The organism is Crossiella sp. S99.2, assembly GCF_023094165.1.
Classification (GTDB): Bacteria; Actinomycetota; Actinomycetes; order Mycobacteriales; family Pseudonocardiaceae; genus Crossiella.
The window spans coordinates 54,542-71,762 of sequence record NZ_JALMDK010000019.1; the positions used below are offsets into that span (position 1 = coordinate 54,542).

A 17,221-nucleotide genomic window follows, 5' to 3' on the forward strand; every position below is an offset into this window, starting at 1 on the left:
GTCAGGTCCTCTCAGGGGTGCGGGTCAGGAAGACGCGATGCCCCAGGCGGGTCAGCGGGTGCTCGGCGGGCGGTAGCACGGGTTCGACGTGCAGGCCCGCGCCGGTGAGCACGGCCAGCCACTGGTCCAGGGACAGGAAGGTGGCCCCGGACTCGGCGCGGGCGTCCTGGGCCTGGGCCATCAGGAACCCTTGGGAGGCCATCACCCAGTGCTCCTCGGCGGTGGGTTCGGTGAGCACCAGCCAGCCGCCGGGCACGAGCAGTTCGGTGAGCCAGCGAACGGAGGTGTCGGTGTCGGCAGCGGCGTTGAGCACGCCACCGGCCAGCACCACGTCGAACTGGCCGGGCGCCATGCCCTGGGTTGCCGGGGCGGCGTCGATGTCGTACTGGCCGTAGCGGATCCGGTCGCCAAACTGGCCGCGGGCCTGTTCCAGGAAGTAGCGGGAGACGTCGGTGAACAGGTAGTCGACGTCCTGGCCGCGCAGGGCGGGCAGCACGGCATCGGTAGTGCCGCCGGTGCCCGCACCGACCTCCAGCACCCGCAACCTTCCTGGCGTGGATTCGGCCACTGCGCGCAGTGCTCCGGCGACCGCAGCCCGCTGGTAGCGCGCGGTGGCGCTTTCCCGGTACAGCGCGGCCGCCACCTCGGTGCGGCCCTCCGGGAACAGCAGGTGCACGGCCTGTTCGGTGCCGCGCAACAGTTCGGGCAGCAGGCCGGCGCTCTGGCGCACGTAGGCCACGGTGTGCGCTGAGCCGAGCGTGGCCGCCCACCGTTCGGCCTGGCGGTCCCAGTCGGCGGCGAGGTCCGCGCCAGCGTCCACTGTGGACGAATAGCGGCCGTTGGCCAGTGCCAGCAGACCTTCCCCGGTGAGCACGGTCAACCAGCGCCGGACCAGCGGGTGGAATTCGGGCAGCACACGGGCGGTGGTGAGGATCTCGGCTTCGGTGTGCGCGGACCCGGCGGTGAAGCTGCCGGTGTGGTGCAGGGCCGCGAGCATGGCCCGCAGGCACAGTGCGCTCACCGCGTCGGAGACCTCGGCCGCGGCCGTGACATCCAGGCCCGCCAAGGCAAGTTCGGCCTCGGCTTCAGCAGCTGCGACCGGTTCCACCGCCGGGGTGCTTGGCCGCACGACGTGTACCTCGGGACCGAGTTCGGCCAGTGCGCCGGGGTCGTGCGGCTCGCCGACGCACACCACGCGGGTCAGCTCGGCCAGGTCGGTCAGCGCCGCCGCAGGGTCGGCGGCGAGAGCGTCGGCGAGTGCGGCGGGAAGGACAGCCGTGCTTGCCCCGCTGCGTTCCAGGAAGGCGAGCACGGCGGCGGGCCGGGTGTCCTCCGATCCACTGAGGACAGTGCCGCCCGCCGCCCGCACCGCTTGCGCGGCAACGCCGTCGGATAGCAGCACCGCGGTGCGCGCCGGGTTCGGTCCGAGCGCGTCGCGCAGCAGGTCGTCGATCTCGTTGGTACGCGGTGCGGCCACGGCGTGGAAGAGCCGTTGCCCGCCGGGGATGTCCGGCTGGGTCACGGTCGCCGGGATGAATCCGGCCGCGATCAGCTCCTCCTGCCAGTGCTCGGCCGGCGGGAACAGTTCCGCGCCGCGCCGATCGCCGCTGCCCGGGGCCGGGTCGCCGTCCTGGGCGGAGAGCAGGAAGTGCATGGAGGTGAGCACCGCGTGGTTGTCCCGGACGCAGTCGGTGAACACCAGCGTGCCGCCGGGCACGAGCACCTCGCGTAGTTCCCGCAGGGAGAAGCCGAGGTCGACCGCGTTGTGCAGCACGTTGCCCGCCACCACCACGTCCGTGCTGCCCGGGGCGAAACCCTGGTCGGCGAGGTCGCGGTTGAGATCGAGGCGGGCGGTGCGCACGTTGAGCCGTCCGGCCGCGGCCACGGTGAACAGTGTGGACCGATCGGTGAACAGGTAGTCCACCTCAAGTCCGGCCAGCGCGGCGAGCACGGCCTCGGTGGTGCCCGCCGCGCCGCCGCCGACTTCGAGTACCCGCAACGGTTCTGGTCCCGCGGCGGCGCGCACCAGGTCGGCGCAGGCGGCGTTGAGGGCCTTGGTGGCGTGGTTGTCCTGGTAGGCGGCCAGTGCGGCGAGGTGGTCGCCGTCGGCGAAGAGCAGGTCCTGCACGGCGATCTCACCCCGCAGCAGCTGCGGCAATGACGCGAGCGCGGCGCAGTGGAAGGCCGCCATCCGTTGCGGGAAGCCGAGTTCAGCGTAGGCGGCGTCGAGCCCGTTGGTGCGGGCAGAGGGTGCGCAGCGCAGCCGATCGCCGTTGGCAGTCAGCAGGCCCGCGCCGGTGAGTGCGACCAGCCAGCGCCCGAACAGCCCGCGGTGCCGGGGCGCGACTCGCAGTGTGGCGGCGAGTTCCTCGGCGGTGCCTTCGCCCGCGCCCGCGACGATCTCTGCCATGGCGGCCAGCCCGATGTTCTCCAGTTGCCGCATGGCTTCCGGGCCGGTCACAGCTCGCCCTCCTCGTCGGTGTCGATGCTGTGCACCGCGCCCGCGACGGCCGGGCCACCGGGACCGGTCAGCTCGGCCACCACGGCCACTGGGTCCAGCACATCGGTGGCGTAGTGCCGCCCCGGCGGAACCTCGCCCCTGGCCACCGCCCGTGCGGCGAAGGCGGCCACCGCACCGGTGATCGGCGCGTTGCCCGGACCGCGCAGCACCGAGGACAGTTCGGCGGGCTGACCGTCCTTGACACCCTCGGCACGGACCGCCAGCACCGCCAAGAGAGCGCGTCCGGCCAGGTCGAGCAGGCTGGTGCGGCACAACGCCTCGATGGCCTCGGCCCGATCGAGGGCGTGCACCCGGTCGAACACGCTGAGCACGTGCGTGCCGGAGAGCACGGTGTGCCAGTCACCGCGCTGTAGGCCCAGTGATTCGGCCAGCCGCACGGATTCGGTGGTGAGCTGGGGCAGTGCGGTGATCTCCCCGGCCACGAACGGCAGCCGGATGTCGTCCCGCCGGGTCAGCGCGCCGAGCTGGATCCCGTTGCGCCAGGCGGCCCGCGGCGTGCTCAGCCCGTCCGCGACGGCCTGGAGGTACTCGTCGGCGGCGACCGCGGTGAACCGGTCGATGAGTCCGAAGTAGACGGTCAGGCCGGTGACCTCGTCCAGTCCGGCCGCCACGGCCCGGGGGAAGATCGAGGTCAGGCCGGGCTGGACCCCGGAGGAGAGCACCGCGGCCCGCCCGGCCGCGGTGAACCTGTCGTTGTCCAGGCGGGCGTGCAGTGAGTCGTCGCCCGCGGCGTCGACGTAGTCCGCACCGGCCAGCAACGCGGCCTCGGCGAGTACATCGCCGACGGCGTGCGAGGGTCCGGCGCAGTTGAGCAGCACCCGGCAGCCGTCCGCGAACTCCGCCGCCGAGACCGGGTCACGGAAATCAACCCGGCGGCACTCGACCGACCCGTCCAGCTGGGTGGCGAACTCGTTGGCAGCGGCCAGGTTCCGGCCACCGAGCCGCAACTCCATCCCAGCCCGGTGCAGTGCCCTGGTGGCGTGCCCGCCGACATCGCCGTACGCGCCGACGATGCCGATCAGCCCGCTCACGCGTCCGCCTCCGCGACCAGGCGCCAGCCGCTGCCGCGCTGGCGGCGGTTCCAGAAGTCGGCGTAGCGGCCACCGGCGGCGAGCAGGTCGGCGTGCCTGCCCGCTTCGGCCACCCGGCCGCCGTCGAGCACCAGGATCTGGTCGGCGGCCACCACGGTGGGCAGCTGGTGTGCGATGACCAGCAGGGTGGACCGGCTCATCAAGGCGTGCAAGGCGTTCTGCACGTGCCGTTCGTTCGCCGGGTCCAGTGCGGCGGTGGCCTCATCTAGGAGCACGATCGGCGCGTCCTTGAGTACCGCGCGTGCCACCGACACCCGCTGCCGCTCGCCACCGGAGAGCGAGGCGCCGCCCTCGCCGACCTGGGTGGCCCAGCCCTGCGGCAGCCGCTCGACGATCTCGTCCACCCCGGCGATCCGCGCGGCCTCGCGCAGCTCCTCCTCGGTGGCGCCGGGGCGGCCGATCCGGATGTTGGCCTCCAGGGTGTCGTCGAAGAGGTAGACGTCCTGCATCACCAGCGAAACCTGCGCCATCAGGTCCTCTGTGGACAGTTCACGCACGTCCACGCCGCTGACCTTCACGGTGCCCTGGTTCGCGTCGAAGAAGCGCATCACCAGGCGGGTCAGTGTGGTTTTGCCGGAGCCGGAGGCGCCGACCACGGCGGTCATGGTGCGCGGCGGGATCGTCAGCGTCAGCCCGTCGAGCACCGGGGTGCCTTCGCGGTAGCCGAAGGTGACGTCGGTGAACTCGATCTCGCCGGGCCGGGTGGCCGGCTTGGGATTGGCGGGCACCGGCAGCGGCGGCTCGTTGAGCACCGCGGCCAGGCGGGACAGGTCGTTGGCGGCCATCCGCAGCATGCCGCTGCGCCCGGCGACCTCGGTGAGCGGGCCGACGAACCGGGCGGACAGCGCGAGCAGCACCACCAGGGTCACCGGGTCGATGGCGGCGTTGAGCACCAGCAGCACACCGACCACCACGAGCAGCACGAAGGACAACTGCACGGCCAGGCCGCCGGCGAGCAGCTTGGGCATGGTCTGCCGCAACATGTTCCCGCCCGCGCGCCCCCGGTTCTCGATGGCTTCTTCCAGGGGGCGGTAGCCCTCGGTGCCGCGGCCGAAGGCGCGCAAGGTCTTCTGGGTGCGGGCGAACTCGACCACCCGGCTGGCGGCCAGTGTGTCCGCGCCGTCGCGCTGTTCCTCGGTGCGGCTGATCGCCGCGGCGGACCAGCGGTGGATGGTCCACACCACCGGCGCGCTGAGCACGATCACCAGGCCGAGCCGCCAGTCCAGCACCAGCACGGCCAGGCCGACGGTGGCCGGGGTGATGATGCCGCTGACCACCGGGGTGAGCAGGTGCGCGAACACGTTGGTGACCATGAAGGTGCCGCTGGTGGCGCTGCGGGAGAGTCTGCCGACCTTCTCGCTGCTGAACCAACCGAGCGGTAGGGTCGCGATGTGGTCGCCGAGCCGCTCATGCAGGGTTTCCAGGGTGGTCAGGGCCAGGCCGAAGCCCTTCATGGCCTGCTGGTAGCGGGCCACGCAGGTGAGCAGCACCGCGCCGGCGAGCACGCCGAGCCAGCGCAGCGCGCCGTCGGTGTCGCCGTCGAGCAGGGCGCGCAGCGCGGGCACCAGCGCCACCATGGCGAGGCCCTCCAGCACGGCGTAGCCGACTAGCCAGCACAGGTAGGCGCGCAGGGCGCCCCGGTGCCGCTCGCCGAGGACGGTGGCGAGGTGGCGGATCATCGGGTGGCTCCTTCGGGGTTCTGCACGGCGGCCCACATGCGGGCGTAGCGGCCGTCCAGGGCGAGCAGTTCGGGGTGGGTGCCGCGTTCGGCCACCCGGCCTTCGTCGAGCACCACGATCTGGTCCACGCCGGTGATGGTGGCCAGCCGGTGTGCGATGACCAGCACGGTGCGGCCCCTGGCCAGCACGGACAGCGCGTCCTGGATGTCGGCCTCGGATTCGGCGTCGGCGTGCGCGGTGGCCTCGTCCAGCACCAGCACTGGGGTGTCGGCGAGCAGCGCGCGGGCAATGGCCACCCGCTGGGCCTCGCCGCCGGAGAACACCGCGTCCTCGCCGACCACCGAGTCATAACCCCTGGGCAGGGCGGTGATGCGGTCGTGGATGCGGGCGGCGGTGGCGGCCTCGACCAGTTCGGTGTCGGTCGCGCCGGGGCGGCCCAGGCGCAGGTTGTCCGCGACGCTGCCGTGCAGCAGCTGCACGTCCTGCAACACAAAACCGACCGTTTGGTAGAGATCGGCGGGCAGCAGGTTCCGCACGTCCACCCCGCCGATGCGCACCGCGCCGCCGGTGACGTCGTAGAACCTCGGCACCAGGGTGGCCAGGGTGGACTTGCCCGCACCGGAGGCGCCGACCAGCGCGGTGACCGTGCCCGCCGGGCAGTGCAGGTCCACTGTGGACAGAACAGGGGTGTGCTCGGTGTAGCCGAAGCTGACCGCGTCGAACTCGACGTCGTGCCCGGTGGGCTGCTCCGGGTTCTTGGTGACCGGCAGCGCGGGGGTGGCCAGCAGTGCGGCGAGGCGTTCGGCCGCGGACACCGCCTTGCGCTGGGCGGTGAAGCCTTGGTTGAGGGTGAGCAGGGTGGACGGGATGACCACCGCCACCAGCACCTCGGCCAGCGCGTCCACCGGGTGCACCCAGCCCTGCGCGGTGAACCAGATGCCACCGGCGATACCGACCAGTGCGACCACCGGCACCGCCAGGGCCATCGAGGTCAGCGCTTCCAGTCGCAGCACCGGGCGCACCCAGCCCGCGTAGCGCTGGGCGAACTCGCTGACCGCGCCCCGGTAGCCGGCGTGCGCGCGCCCGGCCTGGCCGAAGGTCTTGACCACGGCGATGCCGTGCACGAACTCCACGATCGCCGAGGACACCTTGGCGAAGCCGGAGTCCAGCTGCCGCATCTTGTCCGCGAAACCGCGCATCATGAAGCTGTAGGCCACGATGTACACCGGCAGGGTGGCCAGTGCGAGCAGGCCGAGTCGCCAGTCCAGCCAGAACAGGTAACCCAGTCCGCCCACTGGCAGCGCGATCGCGCCGGCCAGTTCCACGTCGTGGTGCGCGATCAGGTGGTGCAGGTCGTCGATGTCGTCCTGGGCGGCCTTGCGCACCGCGCCGGAGTTCGTGTCGGTGTACCAGCCCAATTCGACCTGACCGAGCCGGGCGACCAGCTTGCGGCGCAGTCCGGCCTGCAACCGCCCGTCGGCGATGTGGGTGACCCACAGCGCCGCGCCGGTGCAGCTCCAGCCGAGGATGATCCCGGCGGCGATGAGCACCGCGGCGGTGATGATGGCGCTCTCGTTGAGCGGTCCCGGCGTGAGCAGGGTGCGGGCGAGTTCGGCGATGCCGATGAACGGCAGCAGCGTGGTGAGCGCGCCGAGTGCGCCCAGGGTCACGCCCAGCCTGGTGAGCCCGATGACCGGGGCGCGCAACTCGCGCAACGCGGTCGGGGTGGAGCCGCTCATGCCGGGATCTCCTGATCGGTGTCGGGGTGGACGCGCAGGGCAGCCGCGAGGTGTTCGGCGACCCCGCCGACGTGGGGTGGTTCGATGACGCTGAAGTGGTTGCCTGGCACGTCGTGCACGGTGAACTCGCCGAGACAGGTGTTGGCCCAGAACGGTTCCGCCAGGTGCCCGACCCCGGCGGTGATGCCGAAGGACTGGGCTTGCTCGGCCCGCAGGAAGGTCAGGTCACCGGCGTAGGGCTCGAGGTCGAACCGGGCGGCGATCACGCTGTGCCGGGTGACCCGGAACAGTGCCGGGATCAGTTCCGGTGACACGGGAATGCCCGCGCCCTCGGCACAGGCCGCCGCGTACCCGGCGAGCCGTTCCTGTTGCGGCACTTCGGCGCGGGTGCGGGCGGCTGCGGCCACCGCGTCCAGGCCGGGGTCGCCGGTCAGCTCGGCTAGTTCGCCCGCCTCGATCCGGTTTCCGTTGCGTGCCATGAGCATTGACACCGCGCGGCCCAGGTCGTCGGCGTCGACCCCGGGGCCGAACACGGCGGCGACCGGGTCCAGGTCCAGGTTCGGCACGAAGATCGACTCGAAGGCCAGTTCCTCGTCGGTGTCCAGCATCATCGGGATGCTGTCGACCAGGGTGAGGTTGACGACGTCCAGGCCGCGTTCCAGCAACCGGCGCGCCACCTCGACCGCGAACAGGCCGCCGAGGCAGTAGCCGATGAGCTGGAACCGGGTGTGGCCTTCCTCGACCAGGCGCTGGGCGTAGCCGTCGGCGACCGCGGCGACCAGGTCCCGGGGCGCGGTGCCGCAGTAGACCTCGGTGTCGGCGACCGCGATACCCACGACGGGGCCGAGTCCTTGGGCGGCAAGGGCTTTGCCCAGGTGCTGGAAGTAGTCCATGGTGCCCAGCGCGGCGTGGAAGAGCACCCGCACCGGGCCGTCCGCACCGCCGCCGAAGGGCACCAGCAGTGCGTTGCCGGAGCCGGGCCGGGCAGCCTCGGCCGGTAGTTCGGCCGGGCTGCTGGTGGCGCGCAACAGGTGCAGCAGCGCGGCGATCCGCGGCTCGTTGAGCTGGGCGCGCAGCAGCGTGTCGTAGGGGAGTGCGGCGGCCTCGGGGACCTGTTCGCGCAGCTTGCCCGCGACCCTGGCCATGATCAGCGAGTCCGCGCCGCGCTCGTAGAGGTTGTCCTCGCGGCCGAGCCTGGTCACACCGAGGGCCTCGGCCCACAGCGCGGTGACCGCGGCCTCCAGCTCATCGGCCGGGGCCTCGGCGGTATCGGTGCCGTCGTCGGCGACCGCCTGGATCCGCCAGTTCGCCAGCGCGCCCCGGTCGATCTTGCCGTTGGCGGTGACCGGCAGTGCGTCCACCAGCTGGAGCTGGCCGGGCACCATGTGCGCGGGCACCCGTTCGGCCAGGTGCGCCAGCAGTTCCGGCGCGGTGACCGGGCTCCGGTCGGTCTTCACCCTGGCGGCCAGGAGGTGCATACCGTGTGCGGCAAAGGGATGGTCCTGTTTCGGCAGGCACAGCACCTCTTCCGCGCCGACCTCGGCGAGCAGTGCGCGCCAGTGCGCCAGGTGGTGCACCGGGGTGGTGCCGTCCGGGGTGGGCAGCATCATGAAGCCCTGGGTGAGCAGCAGGTGCGGCAGTTCGGCGGTGGGTTCGGTGAGCACCAGGTAGCCGCCGGGGGCGAGCAGTTCCACCGCCCGCCGCAGTGCCGCGCGCACGTCCTTGGTGCTGCTGAGCACACCGGCGCACAGCAGCACGTCCACCGAGTTGGGCTGCTGACCTTGCGCGCGCAGGTCGCCGTCCAGGTCGAACAGTGCCAACCGAGCGGTCGGGAACTGCGCGCGAGCCGCGCCGAGGAAGAACGGGGTCAGGTCGGTGAACTGGTAGTCCACCTCGTATCCGGCCAGCAGCGGCAGCACCACCGAGGTAGTGGCGCCGGTGCCAGCGCCCACTTCCAGCACGCGTACCGACCGACCGGTCGGGTGAGCCGCGGCAATCCGGCGCAGCACCGCGCCGACGCCGTGGTTGAGGTAGCGGGTGATCGAGTAGTCCCGGTAGACCGCCAGCGCCCGCGCGGTGTCGCCCGCGGGGAAGAGCAGCTCGAACGGGCTCTGCGTGCCGGCCAGCAACTCGGGAAGCCGGCGCAGGTGCTCCAGGTGGTAGTCCAGGAACTCCTCGGTCCACAGCCCCGCTTCGACGCCTTCGCGCACCCGGTGCCAGGCGGCGTCCACGTCCTCGGCGGTGTCCACCGCGTAGTAGCGGTCACCGTCCACGGCCAGCAAACCGTGCTCCCGCAACAACTCCAGCCAGCGGCGCACCAGCCAGGCGTGCTCCTCGGCGACCCCGGCGGCGGCCAGCACCTCGGCCCGGGTGTGCCCGCCCTCGGCGAACAGCCCGGCCCCGGTGAGCGCGGCGAGCATGGACAGCAACGCTGCCCGGTGCAGCGCCTGCACGTGCCCGGCCACCGCCTCGGCGGTCAGCTCGCCTACCTGCCGGTCGGCGAAGCGGTGCACCGCGGTACGCAGCCGCTGGTCGTCCTGTTCGGCGGGCGTGGTGTGCGCGGGTTCGGCGAAGGCCAGCAGCACCCGGTCGGCGGCGGTGTCCCCGGCCAGCACGGCGGCGGCCGCGCCCACGCCGGGGTGGGCCAGCAGGCCGGCCTCCACCTCGCCGAGTTCCACCCGGTGCCCGCGCAGTTTGACCTGGTTGTCCCGGCGGCCGAGGAATTCGATTTCCCCGCCCGGCAGATACCGTCCGAGGTCGCCGGTCCGGTAGAGCCGCTGTCCGTCGGCCGGGTGCGGGAAGAACTTCGCCGCGCTCAGCTCGGCATCGCCGTTGTAGCCCAAGGCGAGTCCGTCACCGGTGATGTGCAGTTCGCCGACCGTCCACACCGGACAGTCCCGGTACTGCTGGTCGAGGACCCGGAAACCCTGGTTGCGCAACGGGGTGCCGTACGGGATGGACGGCAGCTCCGGATTGACCTCGGTGATGTCGTGGTGGATGGACCAGATGGCCGCCTCGGTGGCCCCGCCCAGGGACACCGGGTGCAGCGCGGGGGCGAACCGGGCGATCTGCGCGGGCAGGGTCACCGGGATCCAGTCCCCGGAGAGCAGCGCCAGGCGCAGCGTGAGCAGTTCGGCCGGGCTGCTTTCCAGGTAGTTGGCCAGCATCTGCAACTGCGCGGGCACCGAATTCCACAGCGTCACACCGTGTTCGGCGACCAACTCCGCCCAGTGCGAGGGATCGGCGCGGCGGGCAGGGTCGGGCAGCACCAGGGTCGCGCCGACAGCCAGGGGGCCGAACAGGTCGTAGACGGAGAGGTCGAACCCGAGTTGCGCCAGGCCGAGCACACGGTCCGCCGCGTCCACCTGGTAGCGCTCGTTGATGTCCCGCACGGTGTTCAGCGCCGCGCGGTGCGTCATCAGCACCCCCTTGGGCGTGCCGGTGGAGCCGGAGGTGTAGATCAGGTAGGCCAGCGCGTCCGGATCGCCCGCAGGCACCTCGGGCCGGGTCTCGGCCGGGGGCAGTGCGTCGACGTTGGTGCGCTGCACCGAGGCGGGCCATTCGGTGTCCAGCCAGGACTGGGTGAGCACCTGCCGCACACCCGCGTCGGCGAGCATGCGATCGCGGCGCAGCCGGGGCTGGGTGGTGTCCACCGGCACATAGGCGGCCCCGGCGAGCAGCACGCCCAGCACGGCGACCACCTGGTCGGCGCCCTTGTCCAGCACCACGGCCACCCGGTCCGCGCCGGTACATCGGACCGCCTCGGCGACCGCGGCGGCCCGGCGGATGAGTTCGTCATAGGTGAGCGTGCCCGCCGGGGTGCGCACGGCGATGGCGTCGGGGGTGCGCCCGGCCTGGGCGAAGACCTCGGCGTGCAGTTGCGCGTCCGGCAGCGGGCCAGCGGTGTTGTTGACCTCGGCGCGTTCCCGCTGCTGCCAGGTCGGCAGCGGCAGTTCCCGGCCGCTGGTCCACGCCTCGGCGTCAACCGCCAGGTCGGTGAGCAGGGTGCGGAAGGCGGCGAACATGTCCTCGACCAGCCCGGCCGGGAACACGCCCGCGCGCACGTCCCAGTCCACCACCAGGTCGCCGTCGCCGTCGTTGGCCTGGCAGTCCAGGAGCACCTGCGGGGTCTGGGTGATGCCCTCGCCGAGGGTGCGCCCGCTGCCCGTGGTGTCGGCCGGTCCGACGCCGATGCCGCTGGTGAACACCACCGGCATCAACGCCGCGGCCCGGCCACGGCGGCGGGTCAGCTCGCGCAGCACCTCCACGCCGGTGAACAGCCGGTGTTCCAGGTCAGCGAACAGGCGTGCGCCGATCTCACCGGCCCAGTCGGCGAATCCGCGTCCGTCGCGGGGTTCCACGGCGAGCAGGCTGACCGAGGTGAAGTCGCCTACCAAGCGGTCGGTTTGCGGGTGCAGCGGCAGGCGGCCGAGCAGGGTGAGGTTGAGGCTGAACCGGGAGCGAGCGCTCCAGCGTTCCAGCACCGCGGCGTAGGCGGTGAGCACCGCGTTGGCCGGGGTGATCTCCCGGACGCGGGCCTGTTCGCGCAGCCGGTCCCACTGCGCGGCGGGCAACCGGAAGCGGTGCCGTTCGAAGCGGCCGGGGCCCTGCGGCGCCGGACCAACCGGCAGGTCGGGCGCGAGCGGCAGCTCGTCCACCCTGGCGTGCCAGTACTCCTGGTCGCGCTGGTAGCGGCTGGTCTGGCGCAGGCCGCGTTCGGCGAGCAGGTAGTCCCGGAAGGTCAGTTCCAGCGGCGGCAGTGCGTCGCCGAGCATCAGCGCGTCGATCTCGTCCAGCAGCACGGTCGCGCTGCCCCAGTCGGCGATCAGCGAGTCCAGGGAGATGTGCAGGACATCGCCGGCGTCGGTGCGGGTGAGGCGCAGCTCGAACAGCGGCCAGGCGGTGGTGTCGTGCCGGTGGTGGCCGAGTTCCTCGCGCACCGCGGCCAGGTGCGAATCCGCGTCCCGGCCACGCAGATCGGTCACCGGCACCCGGTAGTGGTCCACAGTGGACAGAACCTGCTGGTAGCCGTCGGCCAGGATGATCGCGCGCAGCATGTCGTGCCGGTTGACGAGCTGGTTCCACACCCGCTCGAACCGCGCCGGGTCCAGCAGCGGGTAGCGCACTTCGAGGTAGCCGTGGCAGGCCACCCCGCCGTACTCGAAGGATTCCTGCCGCCCCAACAGGTACGCGGTCTGCACATCGGTCAGCGGGAACGGTTCGTGCCGCGATCCGGGATCGGCCACCACCGCGTCGGCCTGCGCTTCGGCCGACAGCAGGTCGAGGACCTCGTCCCGGTGCGCGCGCAGCCGGGCCCGGTGGTCCTCGGTGAGCAGGCCGGGCGCCGCGCGGAAGCGGATGCGGCCCTGGGCGGTCCACAACTCCACGCCCAGTGCCTGCAACTCGGAAATGATCTCGGGCGCTGTCATGCCTGTGCTACTCCTCGGGTGTCGAGCGGGGAGATCGGGGTGAGCAGGCGGGCGACCGCGGTCGCCGGATCGTCCTGCCCTGGGAAGAGGTGTTCGGCCGACCCGGTGGTGGCCACACGACCGCCGTGCAGGACCACAACCTGGTCCGCGGTGACGGCGACGTGCGGGTCGTGGGTGATCAGGACGACGGCGAGGCCGAGCTGTGCGCGCACATCGGCGAGCACGGCCAGGACTTCCTCCTGCGCGGTGCTGTCCAGGGCCGAGGTGGCCTCGTCGCAGAGCAGCACCTCGGGTCCCGCGGCGAGTGCGCGGGCCAGGGCGACCCGTTGCCGTTGCCCGCCGGAGAGTTCGCCGGGCAACCGGTCGGCGAACTCCCCGGGCAGGCGCACCAGTGCCAGCAACCGGCGCACATCGGCCTCGGTCGCGGTGGTGCCGCGCAGGGTGCGGGTCGGTCGAGACAGTGCGGTGCGCACGGTCTGGTGCGGGTGCAGGGCATCGGCCGGGTTCTGCGCGACCAGGCCGAGTGCGGCCCGCTGAGCGAGGTTCCGCCTGCGCACGTCGGGCGCGAGCCGGGTGCCGCCGAGTCGGATCTGGCCGTCGCCCTGCGGGTGCAGGCCGGTGATCCGGCGGGCCAGGGTGCTCTTGCCCGCACCGGACGCGCCGAGCACCACCAGCAACTGTCCAGAGTGGACAGTGAGATCAACTCCGGCCAGCACGGTTCGCTTGCCATGCCGTGCCGAAAGTTCTTGCACGGTAAGAACTTCCCGGCCCACTTCGCTCGTACTGCGCTGCCCGGCCACCCGGATCGGGCGGGACTGTGGGCGGCCGTCGCGGACCACCCGGCCCGCCTCCAGTTCCAGCACCCGGTTGGTCAGCGCGGCCACCGTGCCGTGATCGTGGCTGATCCACACCAGCCCGGTGCCGGACGCGCGGACCCGGGCAAGTTCGGCCAGAACCTCTTGCGTGGCAAGCACATCCAGCGCAGTCGTCGGCTCGTCCAGCACCAGCAAGGCGGGTCGCCCGGCCAGCGCGGCGGCCAGCGCCACCCGCTGCTGCTGACCCCCGGAGAGCTGGTGCGGGTAACGCCGGGTGAGGTCGGCGGGAAGTCCCACCCCGGCCAGCATCTCCGGCACCGAGCCGTGACCGCGGGCCGCGGTGCGCAGGATCGAACCGACCCGCGCGTAGGGGTTGAGCGAGCCGCCGGGATCCTGCCCGAGGTAACCGAGCACCCGCCCGGCCACCCCGGAAGCGCGGCGTGGCAGTATGTCCTGGCCGTCGACCAGCACCCGGCCGCCGAGGTGGCGCACCCCGGGCCGCAGATGCCCGAACAGCGCGAGCGCCAGGGTGGTCTTGCCACTGCCGGAGGGACCGACGATCCCCACCGACTCGCCGCGGGCCAGCTCCACCGACACGCCGTCAAGCAGCCGCTGCCCGCCCGCGCCGAGCGCGAGATCCTCCAGCCGTACCAAGGGTTTCACGCCAGCACCGCCTTGGCGCGGGCGCCAACGCCGTCGGTGACCAGGGTGGCCGACACCGCGAGCAGCGCGATGGCCACCGCCGGGGCCAGCAGCGCCCACGGTTGCAGCGCCACCCCGGGCAGTGCCTCCACCACGAGCAGCCCCCAGTCGCTGCCGGTGCCGCTGATGCCGAGGAATCCGGCCGCGGCGACCAGGTACACCGAGAGCACGAACCGCAAACCCAGGTCTGCCAACAGGGTTCCGGCCACCAGCGGCAGCACCTCGCGGGTGAGCAACCAGCCAATGCCTTCTCCGCGCAGCACAGCGGCTTCCACGTGCCCGCGGTGGCGCACCTGGTCGGCGGTGGCCCTGGCCACCCGCGCGGACAGCGGCGCGCTGACCAGCACCACGGCCAGCAGCAGTCCGGTCCGGCTGGGCAGGGCGGTGAGCACCAGCAGGAGCAGCAGCACCGGCGGCACCGCGGCGAGCACGTCCAGCAGCCGGAACAGGGTCGCGTTCACCCAGCGCAGCAACGCCGACAGCAGTCCGGTCAGCGCGCCCAGCCCGGTGCCCGCGACCGCGGCCAGCAGACTGGTCAGCACCAGCGGCCGGCCACCGGCGAGCAGCCGGGAGAGCACATCGCGGCCGAGGTGGTCGGTACCGAGCAGGTGTCCGGCGCCCGGTGGCGCGTACGGCGGGCCGACCGGCGCGGTCACGCTGTGCGGGGCCAGTTCCGGGCCCACCAGCACGAGCACGATCACCGCGCCCAGCAACAGGAATCCAGCACGCCTCATCCGGTCACCGCCGTGCGCAGGCGCGGGGTGAGCAGCACCGCGGCCAGGTCGGCCAGCACCAGCGCGAGCAGCATCCCGCCGCCCAGCACCACCACGAGTGCCTGCACTACCGGCAGATCACCCGAGCGCACCGAGGTGACCAGCTGTTCGCCCACGCCCGGATAGCCGAAGACCTGTTCCACCAGCACGGCCCCGCCGACAAAGCCGCTCGCGCTGATCAGCCACACCTGCACGGCCACCGGCAGCACCGAGGGCACCACCGCGCGCCAGGCGATGGTCAGCGGGGGAGTGCCGTTGAGGGTCAGGAATTCCACCTGCGGCGAGCGCAGGGTGGCCACCGCGCAGGCCCTGATCACCCGCACCGCGTAGGCCAGGCCGACCAGCAGCAGGCTCAGCACCGGCAGCACCAGCACCGCGGGCTGGGCCAGCGGACTGACCCCGGCGGGCACGAAGGACAGCGCGGGCAGCCAGCCCAGCCCGGTCGCGAAGATCACGACCAGGGCGCTGGCCACCACGAATTCGGGCAGGGACACCAGGGTCAGCGCGGCCGAGGACACGATCCGGTCGGCGGCCCGGCCCCGGTGCCAGGCGGCGAGCACGCCGAAGAACACCGACAGCGGGGCCAGTAGCAGCACCGCGAGCACGGCCAGCAGCAGCGAGTTGCCGATCCGGTCGGCGAGCACCTCGGTGACCGGCCGCCCGTTCGCCGCGTGGCCCAGATCGCCGTGCAGCAGTCCCCAGGCCCACTCGGTGTAGCGGGTGAGCACCGGCCGATTGAGGCCGAGATGTTCGCGGATCTCGGCGATCCGCGCGGGGGAGGTGTTCGGGCCGAGCCGGGCGGTCACCGGGTCACCCGGCAGCAGGTCCACGCCCACGTACACCACCACGGTCAGCAGCACGAGCAGTCCGCCGCTGAGCGCGGTGCGGCGCAGCACCAGGGCCAGTCCAGGGTTCACGCGAGACCGGCCTTGCCCAGGTAGGGGTACTTGGCCTCGTCCCGGACCTGCACGCCGGCCACGGTTTTGCGCGCCACGCTGAGCACATCGGCCTGGCCCCACACCACGGTGTTGCCGCGCTCGGCCATCACCTTCTGCGCCTGTTCCCACGCCTGCGCGCGCACCGTGTCGTCGGTGGTGCCGAGCGCGCGCTGGAAGGCCGCGGTGAACTCCGGATCGGCCAGCGCCAGGGAGGGGAACGCGCCGAGCCGCCCGTAGGTGACCGCGAGCGGGGACGGGCCGATGGAGAAGGTCACGCTGTTGGCCTCGGCGAGTGCGGCCGGTTCGAAGAACTCCTGTAGCCCCACCAGTTGCACCCGCGCGTCCAGGCCGATTTCCTTGAGTTGCTCGGCGAAGAGCTGGGTGGAGGCGTTGTAGCCCAGCACGTATTCGGCCGAGCGCAACGTCACCACCGCGCCCTCCGCACCCGCCTCCTTGATCAGCTTGCGGGCCGCGGCGACATCGCGGGCCGGTGGCGGCGTGTCGCTGTGGTGCCGGGCGCCCTTGCCGAACAGGTCGTTGCCGGGCGCGCCGTAGCCGAGCAGCACGGTGTCTACCAGCGCTTGACGGTTGACCGCCAGCCGCACCGCGCGGCGCACCTTGGGGTTGTCGAAGGGTTTGCGGGTGGTGTTGAGCACGAAGGCGAAGCCGATCCGGTTGGCCTCGCCCGCGGTGCGGATCTCCAGGTCTCCGCCGGGCACCCCGGTCTTGGCCGTGGCGACGGGGACGTCCCCGGCGTAGTCGGCCTGGCCGGAGGTCACCGCGCGCACCGCGGTCTGCGGATCGCTCAGGCTCAGCAACAGGATCTCGTCGGCCGGGGCCGGACCGTCCCAGTGCCCGTCGAAGCGCACGAGCTTGGTCTGCCTGCCCGCCTCGAAGGAGTCCACCCGGTACGGCCCGGTGCCGATCGCCTTGCCCGCACTGAAGTCCTTGGCCCCGTCCTTGACCATCTTGGCCGGGATCGCGGCCAGCAGCTGCGCCGGATCGCCGACCGGTGTCAGCGTGGGCACCACGACCGTCTTGGCGTCGGTGGCATTGGCGCGGGCGACGTCCAGGTAGGGCGCGAGCTGGCTGGGGAAGGGCCGGTCGGGCGAGCACATGTAGCGCAGGCTGTAGACCACATCCTGCGCGGTGAACGGCGACCCGTCGTGCCAGCGCACATTCTCCCGCAGCCGCAACGTGAAGGACTTGGCGTCCTTGGCGACCTCGACCGTGGTGGCCAGCGAGGGCACGGATTCACTGCCACGCAACACGAACAGCGAGTCGTAGATGACGTCGTTGCGCACGAAGTCCACCGGCGTGCCACCGGCGTAGGGGTCCAGGCTCTCCGCCGGGCCACCGCCGAAGACCGCCCGCAACGCGCCACCCCGGCGCGGCGTGGCCTGGTTGCCACCAGCGAGTGGCACGCCGCCGGGGGCGGGTGCGCCACCGCACGCGGCGAGCACGGGACTGGCGGCGAGTGCGAGCGCGATCCCCCGGAACAGGTCACGGCGGTTCAGCGGCATCGAGGATCTCC

At 72.4% G+C, this 17,221-nt stretch carries 9 protein-coding genes; all 9 read right to left on the reverse strand.

Annotated features, from left to right (window positions below):
* Position 1 precedes the first annotated feature (1 nt).
* Genes MZC64_RS43070 through MZC64_RS43110 form a run of 9 tightly spaced genes read right to left on the reverse strand, consistent with a single transcriptional unit; the run spans position 2 to position 17,210 of the window.
* Positions 2–2,461, reverse strand: a complete 2,460-nt coding sequence (locus tag MZC64_RS43070; protein WP_247765356.1) for a class I SAM-dependent methyltransferase — start codon at positions 2,459–2,461, stop codon at positions 2–4.
* Positions 2,458–3,552 carry a saccharopine dehydrogenase NADP-binding domain-containing protein gene (locus MZC64_RS43075; RefSeq protein WP_247765355.1) on the reverse strand — a complete coding sequence of 365 codons (1,095 nt, stop codon included), beginning with the start codon at positions 3,550–3,552 and terminating at the stop codon, positions 2,458–2,460. The genes MZC64_RS43070 and MZC64_RS43075 overlap by 4 nt, the downstream gene beginning before the upstream one ends.
* A complete protein-coding gene (locus tag MZC64_RS43080; protein ID WP_247765354.1) occupies positions 3,549–5,291 on the reverse strand; it encodes an ABC transporter ATP-binding protein in 1,743 nt (580 codons plus the stop codon). Before MZC64_RS43080 ends, MZC64_RS43075 begins: the two co-directional genes overlap by 4 nt.
* The gene (locus MZC64_RS43085; protein WP_247765353.1) at positions 5,288–7,030 is read right to left on the reverse strand and encodes an ABC transporter ATP-binding protein; all 1,743 of its coding nucleotides are present in this window, start codon (positions 7,028–7,030) and stop codon (positions 5,288–5,290) included. The genes MZC64_RS43080 and MZC64_RS43085 overlap by 4 nt, the downstream gene beginning before the upstream one ends.
* On the reverse strand, positions 7,027–12,459 hold the full coding sequence (locus MZC64_RS43090; protein WP_247765352.1) for an amino acid adenylation domain-containing protein: 5,433 nt from the start codon (positions 12,457–12,459) through the stop codon (positions 7,027–7,029). Before MZC64_RS43090 ends, MZC64_RS43085 begins: the two co-directional genes overlap by 4 nt.
* Entirely contained in the window at positions 12,456–13,937 is a 1,482-nt protein-coding gene (locus MZC64_RS43095; RefSeq protein ID WP_247765351.1) for an ABC transporter ATP-binding protein, read from the reverse strand. Before MZC64_RS43095 ends, MZC64_RS43090 begins: the two co-directional genes overlap by 4 nt.
* Complete coding sequence (locus MZC64_RS43100; RefSeq protein WP_247765350.1) at positions 13,934–14,710, reverse strand: ABC transporter permease; 777 nt, start codon at positions 14,708–14,710, stop codon at positions 13,934–13,936. The genes MZC64_RS43095 and MZC64_RS43100 overlap by 4 nt, the downstream gene beginning before the upstream one ends.
* On the reverse strand, positions 14,707–15,666 hold the full coding sequence (locus tag MZC64_RS43105; RefSeq protein WP_247765349.1) for an ABC transporter permease: 960 nt from the start codon (positions 15,664–15,666) through the stop codon (positions 14,707–14,709). Before MZC64_RS43105 ends, MZC64_RS43100 begins: the two co-directional genes overlap by 4 nt.
* Positions 15,663–17,210 (reverse strand): ABC transporter substrate-binding protein, encoded by a 1,548-nt coding sequence (locus MZC64_RS43110; RefSeq protein ID WP_247765348.1) that lies wholly within the window; start codon positions 17,208–17,210, stop codon positions 15,663–15,665. The genes MZC64_RS43105 and MZC64_RS43110 overlap by 4 nt, the downstream gene beginning before the upstream one ends.
* Positions 17,211–17,221: the final 11 nt, after the last annotated feature.